The organism is Streptomyces sp. NPDC001492, assembly GCF_053597275.1.
The window spans coordinates 79,479-92,849 of record NZ_JBSFHW010000026.1 but is presented as its reverse complement, the minus strand read 5'-3'; the positions used below and the strand labels follow the sequence as shown (position 1 = coordinate 92,849).

Below are 13,371 nucleotides of genomic sequence, written 5' to 3'. Positions count from 1 at the left end.
GAACGTGTCGAATCCAAGAGCGACGCCACCAACAGTGACGCCCAAGAGCCGGTGGGGGCTTCGTGTTGCGTGCCGCACCTTCAGGTGGCGAGGGCGCGGGCCACCTGCTCGATGGTGGTGCTGTCCACGGGCGCGGTACCGGTGAGGGTTCCGGCCAGCGCGCGGGCCAGAACGGTCGCGGCGCTGATCCGGGTGTCTTCCTGCTCGTCGCCGGTGACCTTTCCGATCACGGCGTCGCGCACCGCCTGTGAGATGTCCAGACTCCCGAACAGCTCGGGGTAGGACAGCATCATCAGGCACACACCGACGTTGGCGGCCAGAATCGACTGTCCGGCCAACTCGGGTGCCAGACGCAGCCGCCCGGCGTCACCGCAGCGCCTCAGGGCTTCGAGAAGGAGGCTCTGGGCCTCCTTGACCGCCTGCGGCTTGGGTTCGCCGCTGGGGGTGAACATCAGCCGGTACAGGTGAGGGTTGGCCAGGGCGAACGCGACGTGGCTGTCCCATGCCGTACGCAAGTCCGCGACGGGGTCGGCCGTAAGGGGATTCCGTCTCTTGTTGGCCAGGAAACGTTCGAAGCCGAGATCGGCCACCGCCGCGAGCAGTCCCTGCTTGTCCCCGAACTGCCGGTAGATCTCCGGGCCGCCCACCTTGGCGCGCTCGCAGATGGCGCGTGTGGAGATGGCCAGCGCGTCACTCTCGGCGAGTAGCTGCGTGGTCGCTTCCAGGATGCGCTCTCGGGCCGTCGTCATGCATGCATGTTAACAGCAGGTGCTAGTTCCGCTTACATGCGTGAGCTGGGGGTCCTGTGCCGTGGACACCGCAAAACCTCAGTCTGAAGATAGCGTCGTTTACGAGATGTGTTAGCGTCGTAAACGCCATGGGGTGGCCCGGCTGCGACGCGGGGCGATCACCCCCCTCATGGCACGACATCCGGCCCGAAATACGAAGGTGGTTTTCCCCGTGGCTACGACGACCCTGCGCGAACTGAACGGCTTCGACGAGACCCCCGCCTCCCTGGCCGACGCCGTGGTGGTCCTGGTCGACTTCCAGAACACCTACACCGATGGCGTCATGGAGCTGGACGGTCATGCCGAGGCCATCGCCGAGGGCAGGAAGCTCCTTGCTGCCGCCCGCGAGGCCGGCGCCCCCGTCATCCACGTCCAGGACCAGGGCTACGACCTGGACTCCGAGGGCGGAAAGATCATCGCTGAGGTCGCGCCCGTGGACGGTGAGGGCCGCGTCATCAAGTCCGTCCCCAACGCCTTCCACAACACCGACCTGGCTCAGCAGATCGAGAAGACCGGCCGCAAGAACGTCATCCTGGCCGGGTTCATGAGCAACATGTGCATCCTGTTCACCGCCCAGGGCGCCTTCCTGGAAGGACTGCACCCGACTGTCGTCGCGAACGCCTGTGGCACCCGCGCCCTGTCCACGCGCGTCAGGGGCGGCGGCACCGCCCTCACCGCGCAGCAGATCCACGACAGTGCCCTGGCGACGATCACGGAACTCTACGGGGTGGTGGTTTCCTCGGTCTCCGACCTGTCGTAATACACCTTCCTGCGCGACGCGCAGAGCGGGCGTCCGGGCTTCAGCTCGGGCGCCCCTTTTTTTGGTCATGCATCCGAAACCATTCCATCCGGTTTATATGTTCGCATAGCACCGATGTGTGATCCCTGTGTCATCAACTCCTATTTTCCAGCCAGTTGGGGGCAGTAGCGTCTTTTTTCGTCGGGCGCGACAAAAACCCGTCATCTCTGACCCCGGCGGAATGCCCGGTCAGAGACGTAAAAATCGCAGCTGGGGGAAACAGCACGTGACCACGCGTAGAAACTTCATCGGCGCTGCAGGCACCGCCGCAGCCGCTACTCTCCTCACCGGCACCGCCTCACAGGCGGCAGGCGCCACGGCTGCCGACGCGGCCACTCCCGCCGGAAACGGAGACACGGCCGCCGACACCGCGACCGCGAGGAAGAACATCCTCCAGGTCGACACCGACATGCGCACCAACTACGACAAGCTGCGGGCCAACGTCCTCCAGCAACTCGGTCCGGTCATCGTCGTGGAAAACGGTATGCAGGGCGGTAAATACACCCTGGTCCACCAGGGCCAGCAGTTCGTCGAAGAGCCGATCTCGCAGATTTTCCAGCTGGCGAAATCCGTCGCGCACGTCCCGCTCGGCATCTTCTCCGTCATCGCACCGTCCCTGGACCCCAAGGTCCCGGCGGGACAGACCGACATGGACGCCCGCGACCTCCAACTGGTCGCCTACGCCGGACCCTCGAACACGGACTGGATCACCCCGCTCCAGGCATTCGGCACCGACCTCGACGCCGCACGGCGCTCACTGGAGGACGCAGACCTCCCCGCCGACCTGAAGACGTCCTGCGCTCACATCCTCGACGCCGGCCTGACCTACATCAACGAGATCACTCGGCGCCGTACCTTCGACATGCCCGGCTTCCAGAAGTTCACCGGGAAGATCGCCGACGACATCAAAACGAACATGTACTGGGCCGCGAAAGTCCAGATCGAAGCCGTCAAGGACCTGTTCGGCCGCTGGAAGGACAAGGTCGGCGCGGACGCCTGGCACGAGCTGTACGTGGTTGTCCTGTCGATGTGGACGACGTCCGAGCTGAACCAGAACTCCATCATCATCAAGCACTTGATGGACAAGGGCATGGTCGACAGCCACCTGATCGACCTCGTCTGCGAGGCGCCTTCCATCCCCAACGCGGTCCACGTCGCACTCGACAACCTCGCCCGCATCGTGATGGACAACATCGCCGCCGAAATGGTGTTCTCCAAGGACCAGCAGCTGGCCGACGCCCTCAAGGGCAAGCCCGACCTGCTCAGTCAGGAAATCCTCACCCTCCTCGGCGACACCAACGCAACCGCGAACGCAGCGGCCCTCAACGCCTGCCCCTTCCACACCAAGACGAAGGCGAAGCAGGCCCTCATCAACGCCTGACCCACCCGCGCCGCGGGGACACCCCTGGCGGCCCGCAACACCAGCGGCTCCCCCTACCGACTCAAGGGGGAGCCGCTGCCATGTCAACGGGGAAACTTCATGCGCACGTCGCTCACCCTTCGCGCCGCCCGCATCTGGGCACTGGCCGGACTCGTACTCCTGACCGTCAACCTACGCGCCGCGATCACCTGCATCGCCCCCCTGCTCACCGACCTCCAACGCACCTTCCGTCTGGGCGCCTTCACCACCAGCCTTCTGACCACACTCCCGGTCCTGTGCCTCGGCATCTTCGCCGCCCTCGCACCACCCCTCAGCCGCCGCATGGGAACCGAAGGCGCCATCACCCTCGCCCTCGCCCTCATCACCACCGGAATCCTCCTGCGTACGATGCCCTCCGCAACGGCCCTGTTCGCCGGAACTGTGCTGGCCGGAGCCGGAATCGCCATCGGAAACGTCCTGCTCCCCGTAGTCGTCAAACAGCACTTCGCCCACCGCGTCGGTTCCCTCACCGGACTCGCCATGACCCTCATGGCCGCCTCCGGCGCCGTTGCCGCCGGCCTCGCCGTCCCCCTCGACCGCGCCGCAGGGTGGCGTATCGCCCTCGCCGTATGGGCCATCCCCTCAGCCGCCGGAACCATCCTGTGGGGACCCCTCGCACGTCCCGGAGACGGGAAACGCCGTAAACGCCCCAAGCGCACCAACGGCCCCACCGTCAGCCGATCCCCGCTCGCCTGGGCTGTCGCCGCCTTCCTCGGCCTGGTGTCGCTGACGTTCTACGTCCTGGTGTCCTGGCTGCCCGAAATCATGCAGAACGCCGGGGTGCACCCCGCGCAGGCCGGAACGATGATGTCGGTGATGCTGCTCATCGGTATCCCCATGGGCTACCTCGTCCCCGTTCTCGCCGCTCGCCTCGAAGACCAAAAACCCCTGGTCATCACCATCGCCATCCTGAAGATCACCGCGCTCTCCGGCATCCTCCTCGCCCCGCAGACCCCATGGCTGTGGGTGATCCTGCTCGGCCTCGCCACCGGCAGCGCCTTCCCGCTGGCCATCACCCTGCTCACCCTGCGCTCCCCGGACCCGCAGACAGCCGCACACCTGTCGGGCATGGCCCAGACCAGCGGATACCTCCTCGCAGGCGCCGGGCCGCTGACGATCGGTCTCCTCCACAGCGCAAGCGGCGGCTGGACCCTCCCGCTGTTGCTGCTGCTCGGCGTGGTCGTACCGGAAGCCACCGTAGGAATGAAAGCGGCACGAAACGGTTTCGTTGTTTCAGCCCCAGGGTTCCCACAGGACCGCGTCCGCGTACCTGCTGGCCACACCTGAGGCACGGGCCGCGACGCATTGGATGGTGTCGAGGTGGAAACGCCCTGTCGGAAGGCGAGTTGGTGACCGTCACCGGTCCGCAGCAAGGCCACGGAGGTCATGGACACGAGCTCCGGCCTCCAGCACAACAACGCAACTCTCCTCAACGGCACCCAGCGGTAGGCGTCGTACCACTCCGGCACCGCCGCTGCCGTATTTCGGTGTTCCGCAGGGCACCACGGCGACACCCGGGCGCCCGGACAACCGCCCTGCACGGTAAACCAGCCGAGCGCGGCGGACACCGGACTCGGCGGGTATACGGCAGACCCCATCGGCCATCTGCTGCAGACCCGAGGACAGCAGATACGTGCACAAGGTGCTCGCACTATTCGTCGGTGGCCGCGGTCATCTCGACGTCGATCACGCCGTCGTTCTGGAACAACTCGGCGGTGAGTGGGCCGGCGTCGGCGGTGCCCTCCAGTTCGAGCAGGACGCGTGCGGCGGGGTCGGTTCTGCCGGGCAGGCGGTCGACCTTGACCTGGAGGATGCGGAAGCCGCGTCGGGTGCAGGTCTCCATGAGCTGGGGCAGCAGGGCCGTGCCCGTGCGGTACGTCATGCGCAGTTCGAAGGCCGATGCGGTCGCTCCGGGTATCAGACGGTCGGCCAGCAGGGGATAGCCCCGTACGACGAGGAAGTGCAGGGCGGTGACGGCGCAGGCGAGGATGGGCAGGCCGCCTCCGCAAGCCATGCCGACCGCGCAGGTGAGCCAGATCGTCGCGGCGGTGGTCAGACCGCGGACGGCGTCCCGTCGTACGAAGATGAGGCCGCCGCCGATGAAGCCGATACCGGAGACGATCTGGGCCGCCACCCGGGAGGGGTCGAAGGAGACGTTGTCCAGGCCGAGCACGTTGGTGAAGCCGTGCTGGGAGACCTCCATCATCAGGGCGCTGGCGATCCCGACCAGGGTGTGGGTGCGCAGGCCCGCGCTCTTCTGCTGGGCCGCCCGTTCCCAGCCGATGAGGCTGGACAGCAGCAGGGCGAGCCCCAGTTCGGCCAGCTGACGCAGGCCCTGTCCGTTGTCCACGTCCCACAGCGGGACCGCCAGTCCGGTCATGCGCACCTCCCGTCCACGCAGGGCGTCTACCCCGACGGCGGACGCCAAGGCTGTGACCCGTGCGACGGGACACGGCCACGGACGATGACGACACCAGTGCGACGCGTGGGTGCATCTGGCAGTTCGGCCGGTCGCGAGCGGGGTCGGAAGGGAGTCGGGACGGAGGCCGACCTTCTTCTGGCCGAGGGCGTCACCGCCGTACCGGTGCGGCAGCAACCGACCGCGATCGACCTGCGCGTCGGGGTGACCTCGCTACGGATGAGCGCCGATCTGGAGCGCGCGGGTGAGCTGGCCCCGCACGCGGCCAAGGTGACCAGGCTGCGTATTCCCGAGAGAGCGGTCAGGACGACGACCGTGTGGACGAGGTGCACCGTGCGGTGTTCCAGCGGCTTCTCGACGAGCGGTGGGAGGACTGGGTGGCGACGGCGGCCGACTTCACGCTGGCGGCCCGTTCCTGCGAGTGGTTCGCCGACCAGGCGGTGTCGGTCGGCCGCCGGGTTGTCTCCCTCGTCACCGGCGAACGTGCCGCCGATGTCGCGCCGTTGGCCGCTCTGTGACGCGTGCGGCATCGCCATCCAAGTAGGCTCGGCCTCCATATGTGCAACCATCCGGTTGCGTATTCGATGGCGGATGTGCAACCGTTTGGTAGCGCATTCGGACGAGATGAGGTTGCCGTGATTCCCGACTCCATCGAACGCACCATCGTGATCAACGCTTCCATGGAACGGGTCTGGTCGGTGCTGACCGAACCGGCTTTCCTGGGGGAGTGGTTCGGCAGCGGGGAGCCCGTGAAGATCGACCTACGGCCGGGCGGGCTGCTGCTGTTCGACCACGGCGTTCACGGTGCCCTCCCTGCCCGTATCGAGACGGTCGAGCCGCCGCACACCTTCTCCTGGCGCTGGTCGCAGGGCGCCGCAGGCGAAGAACCGACGGACTCCAGCGCCACGCTCGTCGAGTTCACCCTCACCGTGGACGAGGCAGGGGCAGGCACCCGGCTGACGATGACCGAGACGGGCTTCGCGCGCCTCGCGCTGCCGACCGATGAGGCGGCTGACCGTCGGCGCGCGAACAGCCTGAACTGGCCCGGCAAACTCGACCTGTTGCGCGCAGAGTGTGAGCACAGCGGGGCATGACCGGCACACACGACGGCGAACAGGCTCTCGAGGAAGTCCTGTTGGCGATGGCCGACCCGATCCGCCGCCAGATCCTCAATGCCCTCGTCAGTGAAGGCGGCGCGACATCCACCTCGCTCGCCGCAGCGCTCCCCGTGACACGCCAGGCGGTGGCCAAGCATCTGGCCGTCCTGAACCGCGCCGGCCTGGTCCGCGGCCACCGCACAGGGCGGGAAGTCCGCTACGAAGCGCACGTGAAACCCCTGGAGCGTACGACCCACTGGCTGAACGCCCTAGCTGCCCAGTGGGACCGCCGCCTCGAGGCGATCAAGGACCTCGCGGAGCAGGAAGAGCCCTCTTGAACGGCAGTACGCCAACGCCGGGCTTTGCCGGGGCGATTCCGGCCGGAACTCGGGCGCGACGTACGGCTACTGGCTGGCGGCGCGGGTTCGGGTCAGGCCGAGGCCGCACGTGATCGCCAAGTATGCCAACTCAATGCCGTCCCCCGGGGCGGAGTCGCGAACGGCGCCTCGACCACATCGGCAGGGATCATCGCCGCTGACACAGACCCACAACTCGCCTATGCGCTGCGGTCTCGCCGGCGTCATGGCAGCGACCTCGGCGCCGGCTCACCCGCGCTACCGCCGGAGCAGGAGCGTGGACGCCGCAGGGAACGCCCGTCTGGCCGTCTACGCTGACGGCGACGAGCCGGCGAAGTCGTCGAGGAGAAGCTACGAGGCTACGACATGCTCAGAAACATCGAGCAGGGCTTCGTCGACGCGCTGGTCGCCCGCATGGGAACGGAGAAGCAGAAGCCATGACGAGGCCGAACGCAGCAGAGAGCTAGGCAAGAAGGCATGAAGGCGCTAGGACTCCTCACGGTCATCGCCGTACTCGGCGCATGGCTGGTGTGGAACGCGTGGAACGTGTTCCGCCTCGTCACCGGCGCACGGGACGGCTCGTGGTGGCGCCCCATGTGGTGGACGCGCCTGTGCTCCGTCGCGCTCTTCGTCGGCGTCGCCGCATGGATCCGAGGCCTGTTCGCCACCGGCCTGGACACCCGCAAGACGTGCCTCTTCGTCCACCACGAACGATACGACGAGGCGTACCGGCATTCCCACGCCGCCGAATTCAGCAAGATCTTCCCGCTGCACGACATGTGCAACGCGCACGCGGACCTGGTCCCCGCCTGGGTCAACCCGACGATCGCGGTCTGCGGAGTCGTCGCACTGGCTGCCGCTGCGGTCGTTCTGTGGTTCCGCGTCCGCCGTCGGCGTCACTCGATCGCTCCACTGGGCGGGCCCAAGCGACCGAAGTCCTCAAGCCGGTCGCCGGCCGGAACGTCAGGCTCCTCTGCGCGCCCGATCTGAGTGGCGCCGCCGCCCTGACCGAGGCGGTCGTCCCCCTGTCGGCGAACTGCGCGATACGGGAAGCCGCCGGTGCGGAACGCTCGACCGCCCGCAGCTTCCGCGACGCACGTTGTTCCTGGGGTTGTTCACCGCACAGATCGTGCGCGGTCTGAGGGTGGCGACGCAGCGGCAGCGCAGGAACCCGGCGGAGCCCTTGATTACGCCCCCTGCCCCATCCTGCTGGTGTGGTCGGCCCGGCCACGAGCGCCGGACAGCGCCCACCTCCGCCCGGGACCGGTTTCGGCGTCCTTCTGGGCCTGTAAGTCGCCAGCTGGCTGGACTACCGACGTACCCCTGGGGCGGCTGAGCCTGCTGTGGCTGCAGTTTCAGCAAGGTTTTGATCAATGGGGTGGTTGGGCCAACTGTGGTGTCTCTAGGATGTATTGACTTGCATGCTGGTACGCCGGGATGGTGCGGGAGTGGGGGCGACGATGGAGTCGGGAAAGCAATTGTCGACGAAGATTGATGCGACGGTCCCGACGGCCGCCCGCATGTACGACTACTACCTGGGCGGCAAGGACAACTACGCCGTCGACCGGGCTGCCTGCGAGGAACTGGACAAGGTGGTCCCGAGCACGCGGGCGCTGGCGCTGAACAACCGGCGCTTCCTGCAGCGGGTGGTGGGGACGCTGGCGCGGGAGTACGGCATGCGTCAGTTCCTCGACCACGGATCAGGGCTGCCGACGCAGAACAACGTGCACCAGGTGGCACAGCAGGTCGATCCGGCCTCGCGAGTGGTCTACGTCGACAACGACCCGATGGTCCTGGTGCATGGCCGGGCGCTGCTGGAGCAGAACGAGCGCACCGCCGTCATCCAGGCCGACCTGCGTGAGACCGAGGCGATTTTCTCCCACCCCGACACCCAGCGGCTGATCGACTTCTCGCAGCCGGTGGCGGTGCTGTTCAACTCGGTGTTCCACTGCATCCCGGACAGCGACAGTGACGGACCGCCGGCGGTGGTGCGGCGCGTGGCCGAACGGCTTGTGCCCGGCAGCTGTCTGGTGATGTGTCAGCTGGTCAGCGAGGACGCCAAGGTGCGGGAGTTCGTCACCGATTTCATGGATCAGGCCACGCAGGGACACTGGGGCCGGGTGCGGCAGGAGAAGGACGTCGCGGAGTGGTTCGAGGGGACGGACGTCCTCGAGCCGGGCCTGGTGGAGGTGTCCACCTGGCGGCCGGACAACGAAGCGGCGCCGCGGCAGCTCACCCAGGAGTGGATCGAGTTCGGCGGGGTGGGCCGGCTCCGGTAGTGAGGCGCGCGGGGGTCATGCCCCCGCGTAGCGCCGCTCGACGGTGTCGCGCAGGAGCGCAAGCGACTCGCGGGGGTTGAGGGCCTCGTCGCCCAGCCGGTCCAGAGTCACCCGGTACTCCTCCGTCTCGTCGCGATCCTCCAGGAAGGTGGCGCTCCTGATGTGCTCGAGATAGACGATGTCAGGCAGGTCGAGGCCGCCGAAGCGCAGGTAGGTGACCGGGATGGCCGGTGCCGAGGCGTTCGTCACGTCCAAGGGGACGATCTGGATCGTCACATGGGGCAGCTGTGCCATCGTGATCAGGTGCTCCAGCTGCCCGCGCATCACCTCGCGGCTGCCCAGGACGCGCAGCAGCACCGACTCGTCGACGATCGCCCACAGCCCGGGCGCATCGGCACGCTGCAACAACTTGCTCCGCCGTGTGCGGAGTTCGACGCGGCGCTCCACCTCGCGGGCCGGTGCCGAGGGCAGGCCGCGCTCCACCACGGCGCGGGTGTAGGCCGGAGTCTGCAGCAGTCCCGGAACGTACTGGATTTCGAACGTGCGGATCGCTTGAGCCGCTTCCTGCAGGCCGACCAGCCGGTCGAACCACTCCGGCATCAGCCGCTTGTCGAAGCGCTGCCACCATCCCGGCTCCCCGGCCCGCCGCAACAACTGCAGCAGCACCGACGTCTCGTAGTCCCCTGTCTTGTACAGCTCCAGCAGGGCTCGGACATCGCCCTCGGTGGGCGGGCGGCGGCCCTTGCCCGCCTCGATGCGCGACAGTTTCGCGGGGCTGAACCCCACGGCACGGGCGGCCTGCTCCTGAGCCAGGCCGGCGTCCTCGCGGATTCCCGCCAGCTGCACCCCGACCAGCATCTTCAGCAACGTCGGAGCGGGCTCGGTGCGATTCAGATACGGTTCGAGGCGGGAGATGCGCGGTGACTCGGAGTGCATCGTGACTCCCCGTGGGCAGATATGGGCAGTCCGCATTATCGCATTGTTGCCGTCTGCCCGGGCATGCCTCGGCCGAAGCGGTCGGCGGTCACAGTGTCACAGCAGGTGGTCGAACTCTCCGTCCTTCGCTCCCGCGAGGAAGGCGGCCACCTCGACCGGCGTGTAGACGAGCGCCGGTCCATGCGGGTCACGGGAGTTGCGCACGGCGATGCCCCCGCCGGGCAAGGCGGCCACTTCGACGCAATTTCCCTCGGCGTTGCTGTGACGGCTCTTGATCCACTCCACGCCCAGCGAACTGGCCCGCACCCCATTCTGAACTGACGGCATGGCGCTCTCCTTGCATGTGTCCCGTCACACCGACCGCCCCTCGCCCCGCGGGTGCGGGCCGCAGCGTGCGGTGCCTGTCTTCCTCTCGACGCGCGCAATTTCCCATGAAATTGCACGGAGTCGCTCTCGGCGTGGATAATAGCCAAGGCGTCAACCTCCATGCAGACGCCCCGTCCTGACGTCCTCTCAGGGAGGCGCTGTGTCGCCCGCGCACCGAGCAGCCCTGTTCAGCCCGGCTACGAGCACGGCCGATCGGAGTGCACCGCTGGATGTGCGCATGCACGGCGCGCCGAGGACGGCCGCCCTGCATCTGCCCGATACGGGCCAGGAATGCGCCCAGGCGCGCGCCTTCACCCACCGCACCCTGGCCTGCTGGGAGTTGGACCACTGCCGTGACGACGCGCTGAGCATCGTCTCCGAACTCGTCGCCAACGCCGTGGTGCACGCCCGACCGGACAAACACTGCGGCGACGCCGAGCCCGGGGTATGGCTGAAGCTCACCCTGCGCCCCCACCACCTGGTGTGTGCCGTCACCGACCCGGGCGGCAGCACGCTGCCGGCCTGCCCGAGGACGACGGACCAGCTCGATGAGCACGGCCGCGGCCTGCACATCATCGATGCCCTGTCCCAACATTGGGGCTGGACCCGCTCCGCCCCCACCGGCAAGACCGTCTGGGCCATGCTGCCCACCCGGCACGGCGCCCGGCCGGACGGTACGGCGATGCCCTGACACGATGAGCATGCTTGTGGGACACGACCGGCCGGCCGCCACTCTCGGGGACGTCGCGCAGGTGCCCTGGCGCGAGATCAAGGACACCACCGGGTCCGCTGCGGCCATCCCCTTCCTGCTCGCCGCCCTCGCCTCGGGCGACGCAGGCGCGGCGCGCACCGCGCTGGACAGGCTGCGCAACCGGATCTGCCGGTACGGGTTCGTCGTCGACCAGGCAACCGCCGTCACGGTCCCCTTCCTGTGGCACCTCGCCCAGCGCCCCGAGGTCACCTGCCGGGCCCAGATTCTTGATCTGCTGCGGAAGATCGCCGGCGCGCGCCAGTGGGAGACCACGGCCGCCGCCTACCCGAAACTGCGGCGCCGCCATGGCCACTACGTCGTGTGGGAAGACGCGGCCCGCCGCGCGGTCCGCGCACACAGCGCTGCCATCCCGCGACTGCTGAACGATCAGGATGCCGAACTGGTCCACGCCACCGAGGAACTGGCCTCGGCCCTGGCCACCTGAGGTGGCATTGCGGGGCCGGGTGGGCGGCGAGGGCCGTGGAGCCCGCAGGGGGTGGACCTGGCGGGCGTGCGCTTCCACGCCGGTACGGTCGAGGGTAGGCCCGCCGAGATGCGTCCCGTTGGCCGGCATCCCTACGTCTCGTCCCTGACCGTCGACCGGCTGTGTGCCGGAACAGCCTGGACGCAGGTCCGGGCGAACCCCAGGCGGTACGCGTCGAGATCGTCATGTCCCGGCAGCCGGGAAGTCGTCCGCAGACAGCTCCGCCCGCCACCTGCCTGGCCCATCCCTTGACGACGGCCACAGCGCCGCTCACTCGTTGACCAGCCCGCTGGCCGCCTCCGTCCCCGCTCTGCGACCGACCGGACGGCGACCCTGAGAGCAGCAAGGCCAGTGAGCGTGCGTCGACGTTGGCGGCCGCGGTGTCGGGCGCCGAGTGTGAGGAACCGGCGATGACATATGCGTCTGGTGCCCTGGTCCTGGGCAGGCTGCGGTGCGGCGAACCGGAGCCGCGGTCGGCCCGGGAGACAAGCAAAGGCGAGACCGATCCCGCGGGCCGACGGGACTGAGGGGCGGGCTGGGGGCCTGCCCGGGGAAAGGGGTGGGGGATGACCGGTACGGGGCAGGGCGCGGGCTACTACCGGATGGAGGTGCAACTGCAGGACGGGCGGGAATGGCGGGTGCAGAAGATCAGCCCCGAGTGGGGGTCGGGCGGCAGCCCGATCGATCTGGCGGTGGACGCTTTCCAGGCCTACCTGAGCCAGCACGGCCGCAGCTTGCAGGAGGTCACCGCCGCTGGGGCACCCGCGGTGCGGGTGGTGGTGCGTTCACCGCAACGCGCCACGCGGCCTGCGGTGTTCGGGCTGCGTGAGCTGATGGAGCAGCGGGTACGGCGGGCGGCCGCGCTGCGCGCGGATGCCGAACGCCGGCTGCGGGATGCCCGCCACCTGCTGCGCGCGGCGGTGACCGAGGCATCGGCCGCCGGGATCTCCCAGTCGGTGCTGGCGGGATTGTCAGGATGGAGCCGGGAGACGCTGCGCCGCCAGCAGCGCGACGGCTGACCGTCCCCGAACGGCTACCAGCTGTCACCATCAAGGCCAACCGGGTTGGCCTACCTGTGTGGCCAACCAGCTTGGCCCGCATGTGACGCTGCGTCCGCGAAACATCGCCCGCCGAGGTCAAGGATGCGGGGAATGAAGGCAGTTGGGTCATTTAGCAATGAATTACGTTCGGCGACAGGTAAGTCCCTGGGCGTACTCACCCCTCAAAGGAGGGTGACGCAGAGGCACACCTCTGCCGACGCTTGGGGCACTTTCCGCGGCAGGCCCCGGATCTCCATGTCGGCACATGACCGGGGCCCGCCACCGAGCATCGACGAAAGAGGCCCGGCATGTACTACGACATCATCCTCTCGCTGCTGGAGCGATCGGAACGGTTCCCCCAACCCACGGTCGTCTGCCTGGTGCTGATCCTGATCATCATCCGGCGGGGCACCGTCCGAGCGCGCTGCGCGGCCTGCTGACGCAACGTGAGCCTGGTGCGGTGTGGGGCGCTGCCCCGGTCCGTACCAGGCAGCCGACGGCATCCCCGGCCGGCTGGTGCGGCGCGCCCGGGGAGCGCCCCCGGTGGTCCGGGTGTCAGCAGCGCGGCGGTTGCGGCGGCCGGCGTTGATGCGTTCCGGACATGCGCGACGCCCGAGGGCCCGCCAGCTCGGTGAG

At 68.3% G+C, this 13,371-nt stretch carries 15 protein-coding genes and 1 pseudogene; 12 read left to right on the top strand and 4 right to left on the bottom strand.

Translation table 11 applies throughout. From position 1 onward, the window contains the following. Positions 1-80: 80 nt before the first annotated feature. Positions 81-749 (bottom strand): TetR/AcrR family transcriptional regulator, encoded by a 669-nt coding sequence (locus ACWC1K_RS30010; RefSeq protein ID WP_450835949.1) that lies wholly within the window; start codon positions 747-749, stop codon positions 81-83. A gap of 211 nt (positions 750-960) precedes the next feature. Between ACWC1K_RS30010 and ACWC1K_RS30005 the strand changes: the two genes are divergently transcribed. The 3 genes from ACWC1K_RS30005 to ACWC1K_RS29995 all read left to right on the top strand — a co-directional run bounded on the left by ACWC1K_RS30005 (position 961) and on the right by ACWC1K_RS29995 (position 4,294). Beyond that, entirely contained in the window at positions 961-1,548 is a 588-nt protein-coding gene (locus tag ACWC1K_RS30005; protein ID WP_450835947.1) for a cysteine hydrolase family protein, read from the top strand. Between the two features lie 265 nt (positions 1,549-1,813). Further along, the gene (locus tag ACWC1K_RS30000; protein WP_450835946.1) at positions 1,814-2,968 is read left to right on the top strand and encodes a hypothetical protein; all 1,155 of its coding nucleotides are present in this window, start codon (positions 1,814-1,816) and stop codon (positions 2,966-2,968) included. Between the two features lie 99 nt (positions 2,969-3,067). After that, positions 3,068-4,294: a CynX/NimT family MFS transporter gene (locus tag ACWC1K_RS29995; protein ID WP_450835944.1), complete on the top strand. Its 1,227-nt coding sequence runs from the start codon at positions 3,068-3,070 to the stop codon at positions 4,292-4,294. A 364-nt stretch (positions 4,295-4,658) separates the two neighbouring features. Here the strand turns inward: ACWC1K_RS29995 and ACWC1K_RS29990 are convergent, their stop codons facing one another. Beyond that, complete coding sequence (locus tag ACWC1K_RS29990) at positions 4,659-5,387, bottom strand: MgtC/SapB family protein (RefSeq protein ID WP_450835942.1); 729 nt, start codon at positions 5,385-5,387, stop codon at positions 4,659-4,661. An 84-nt stretch (positions 5,388-5,471) separates the two neighbouring features. Between ACWC1K_RS29990 and ACWC1K_RS29985 the strand changes: the two are divergent. The 5 genes and pseudogenes from ACWC1K_RS29985 to ACWC1K_RS29965 all read left to right on the top strand — a co-directional run bounded on the left by ACWC1K_RS29985 (position 5,472) and on the right by ACWC1K_RS29965 (position 9,158). Further along, a pseudogene (locus tag ACWC1K_RS29985) lies at positions 5,472-5,944 on the top strand (hypothetical protein). A gap of 39 nt (positions 5,945-5,983) precedes the next feature. Next, positions 5,984-6,520: an SRPBCC domain-containing protein gene (locus ACWC1K_RS29980; protein ID WP_450835940.1), complete on the top strand. Its 537-nt coding sequence runs from the start codon at positions 5,984-5,986 to the stop codon at positions 6,518-6,520. Continuing rightward, positions 6,517-6,861 (top strand): ArsR/SmtB family transcription factor, encoded by a 345-nt coding sequence (locus tag ACWC1K_RS29975; protein ID WP_450835939.1) that lies wholly within the window; start codon positions 6,517-6,519, stop codon positions 6,859-6,861. Before ACWC1K_RS29980 ends, ACWC1K_RS29975 begins: the two co-directional genes overlap by 4 nt. Before the next feature lie 495 nt (positions 6,862-7,356). Further along, positions 7,357-7,869 (top strand): hypothetical protein, encoded by a 513-nt coding sequence (locus ACWC1K_RS29970; RefSeq protein ID WP_450835938.1) that lies wholly within the window; start codon positions 7,357-7,359, stop codon positions 7,867-7,869. A gap of 470 nt (positions 7,870-8,339) precedes the next feature. Beyond that, positions 8,340-9,158 carry an SAM-dependent methyltransferase gene (locus tag ACWC1K_RS29965; protein WP_450835936.1) on the top strand — a complete coding sequence of 273 codons (819 nt, stop codon included), beginning with the start codon at positions 8,340-8,342 and terminating at the stop codon, positions 9,156-9,158. Between the two features lie 15 nt (positions 9,159-9,173). On the opposite strand, the gene ACWC1K_RS29960 is transcribed toward ACWC1K_RS29965, so the two are convergent. Next, positions 9,174-10,094: a helix-turn-helix domain-containing protein gene (locus tag ACWC1K_RS29960; protein ID WP_450835934.1), complete on the bottom strand. Its 921-nt coding sequence runs from the start codon at positions 10,092-10,094 to the stop codon at positions 9,174-9,176. A 96-nt stretch (positions 10,095-10,190) separates the two neighbouring features. Further along, positions 10,191-10,421, bottom strand: a complete 231-nt coding sequence (locus tag ACWC1K_RS29955; RefSeq protein WP_450835932.1) for a DUF397 domain-containing protein — start codon at positions 10,419-10,421, stop codon at positions 10,191-10,193. A 277-nt stretch (positions 10,422-10,698) separates the two neighbouring features. On the opposite strand from ACWC1K_RS29955, the gene ACWC1K_RS29950 reads away from it, so the two are divergent. The 4 genes from ACWC1K_RS29950 to ACWC1K_RS29935 all read left to right on the top strand — a co-directional run bounded on the left by ACWC1K_RS29950 (position 10,699) and on the right by ACWC1K_RS29935 (position 13,175). After that, positions 10,699-11,151 carry an ATP-binding protein gene (locus ACWC1K_RS29950; RefSeq protein WP_450835930.1) on the top strand — a complete coding sequence of 151 codons (453 nt, stop codon included), beginning with the start codon at positions 10,699-10,701 and terminating at the stop codon, positions 11,149-11,151. A 4-nt stretch (positions 11,152-11,155) separates the two neighbouring features. Then, complete coding sequence (locus tag ACWC1K_RS29945; RefSeq protein ID WP_450835928.1) at positions 11,156-11,656, top strand: hypothetical protein; 501 nt, start codon at positions 11,156-11,158, stop codon at positions 11,654-11,656. Positions 11,657-12,261: 605 nt separating this feature from the next. Next, on the top strand, positions 12,262-12,714 hold the full coding sequence (locus tag ACWC1K_RS29940) for a hypothetical protein (protein WP_450835927.1): 453 nt from the start codon (positions 12,262-12,264) through the stop codon (positions 12,712-12,714). 329 nt (positions 12,715-13,043) lie between these two features. Next, the gene (locus ACWC1K_RS29935; protein ID WP_450835925.1) at positions 13,044-13,175 is read left to right on the top strand and encodes a hypothetical protein; all 132 of its coding nucleotides are present in this window, start codon (positions 13,044-13,046) and stop codon (positions 13,173-13,175) included. The last annotated feature ends 196 nt before the right edge of the window (positions 13,176-13,371 follow it).

What these genes read in the sequence shown, in the direction of transcription:
- ACWC1K_RS29955 (WP_450835932.1), bottom strand. Translation starts at nt 10,421, where the DNA reads ATGCCGTCAGTTCAGAATGGGGTGCGGGCCAGTTCGCTGGGCGTGGAG.
- ACWC1K_RS29935 (WP_450835925.1), top strand. Translation starts at nt 13,044, where the DNA reads ATGTACTACGACATCATCCTCTCGCTGCTGGAGCGATCGGAACGGTTC.
- ACWC1K_RS29960 (WP_450835934.1), bottom strand. Translation starts at nt 10,094, where the DNA reads ATGCACTCCGAGTCACCGCGCATCTCCCGCCTCGAACCGTATCTGAAT.
- ACWC1K_RS29990 (WP_450835942.1), bottom strand. Translation starts at nt 5,387, where the DNA reads ATGACCGGACTGGCGGTCCCGCTGTGGGACGTGGACAACGGACAGGGC.
- ACWC1K_RS29975 (WP_450835939.1), top strand. Translation starts at nt 6,517, where the DNA reads ATGACCGGCACACACGACGGCGAACAGGCTCTCGAGGAAGTCCTGTTG.
- ACWC1K_RS30010 (WP_450835949.1), bottom strand. Translation starts at nt 749, where the DNA reads ATGACGACGGCCCGAGAGCGCATCCTGGAAGCGACCACGCAGCTACTC.
- ACWC1K_RS29945 (WP_450835928.1), top strand. Translation starts at nt 11,156, where the DNA reads ATGAGCATGCTTGTGGGACACGACCGGCCGGCCGCCACTCTCGGGGAC.
- ACWC1K_RS29940 (WP_450835927.1), top strand. Translation starts at nt 12,262, where the DNA reads ATGACCGGTACGGGGCAGGGCGCGGGCTACTACCGGATGGAGGTGCAA.
- ACWC1K_RS29980 (WP_450835940.1), top strand. Translation starts at nt 5,984, where the DNA reads ATGTGCAACCATCCGGTTGCGTATTCGATGGCGGATGTGCAACCGTTT.
- ACWC1K_RS29965 (WP_450835936.1), top strand. Translation starts at nt 8,340, where the DNA reads ATGGAGTCGGGAAAGCAATTGTCGACGAAGATTGATGCGACGGTCCCG.
- ACWC1K_RS29970 (WP_450835938.1), top strand. Translation starts at nt 7,357, where the DNA reads ATGAAGGCGCTAGGACTCCTCACGGTCATCGCCGTACTCGGCGCATGG.
- ACWC1K_RS29950 (WP_450835930.1), top strand. Translation starts at nt 10,699, where the DNA reads ATGCACGGCGCGCCGAGGACGGCCGCCCTGCATCTGCCCGATACGGGC.
- ACWC1K_RS29995 (WP_450835944.1), top strand. Translation starts at nt 3,068, where the DNA reads ATGCGCACGTCGCTCACCCTTCGCGCCGCCCGCATCTGGGCACTGGCC.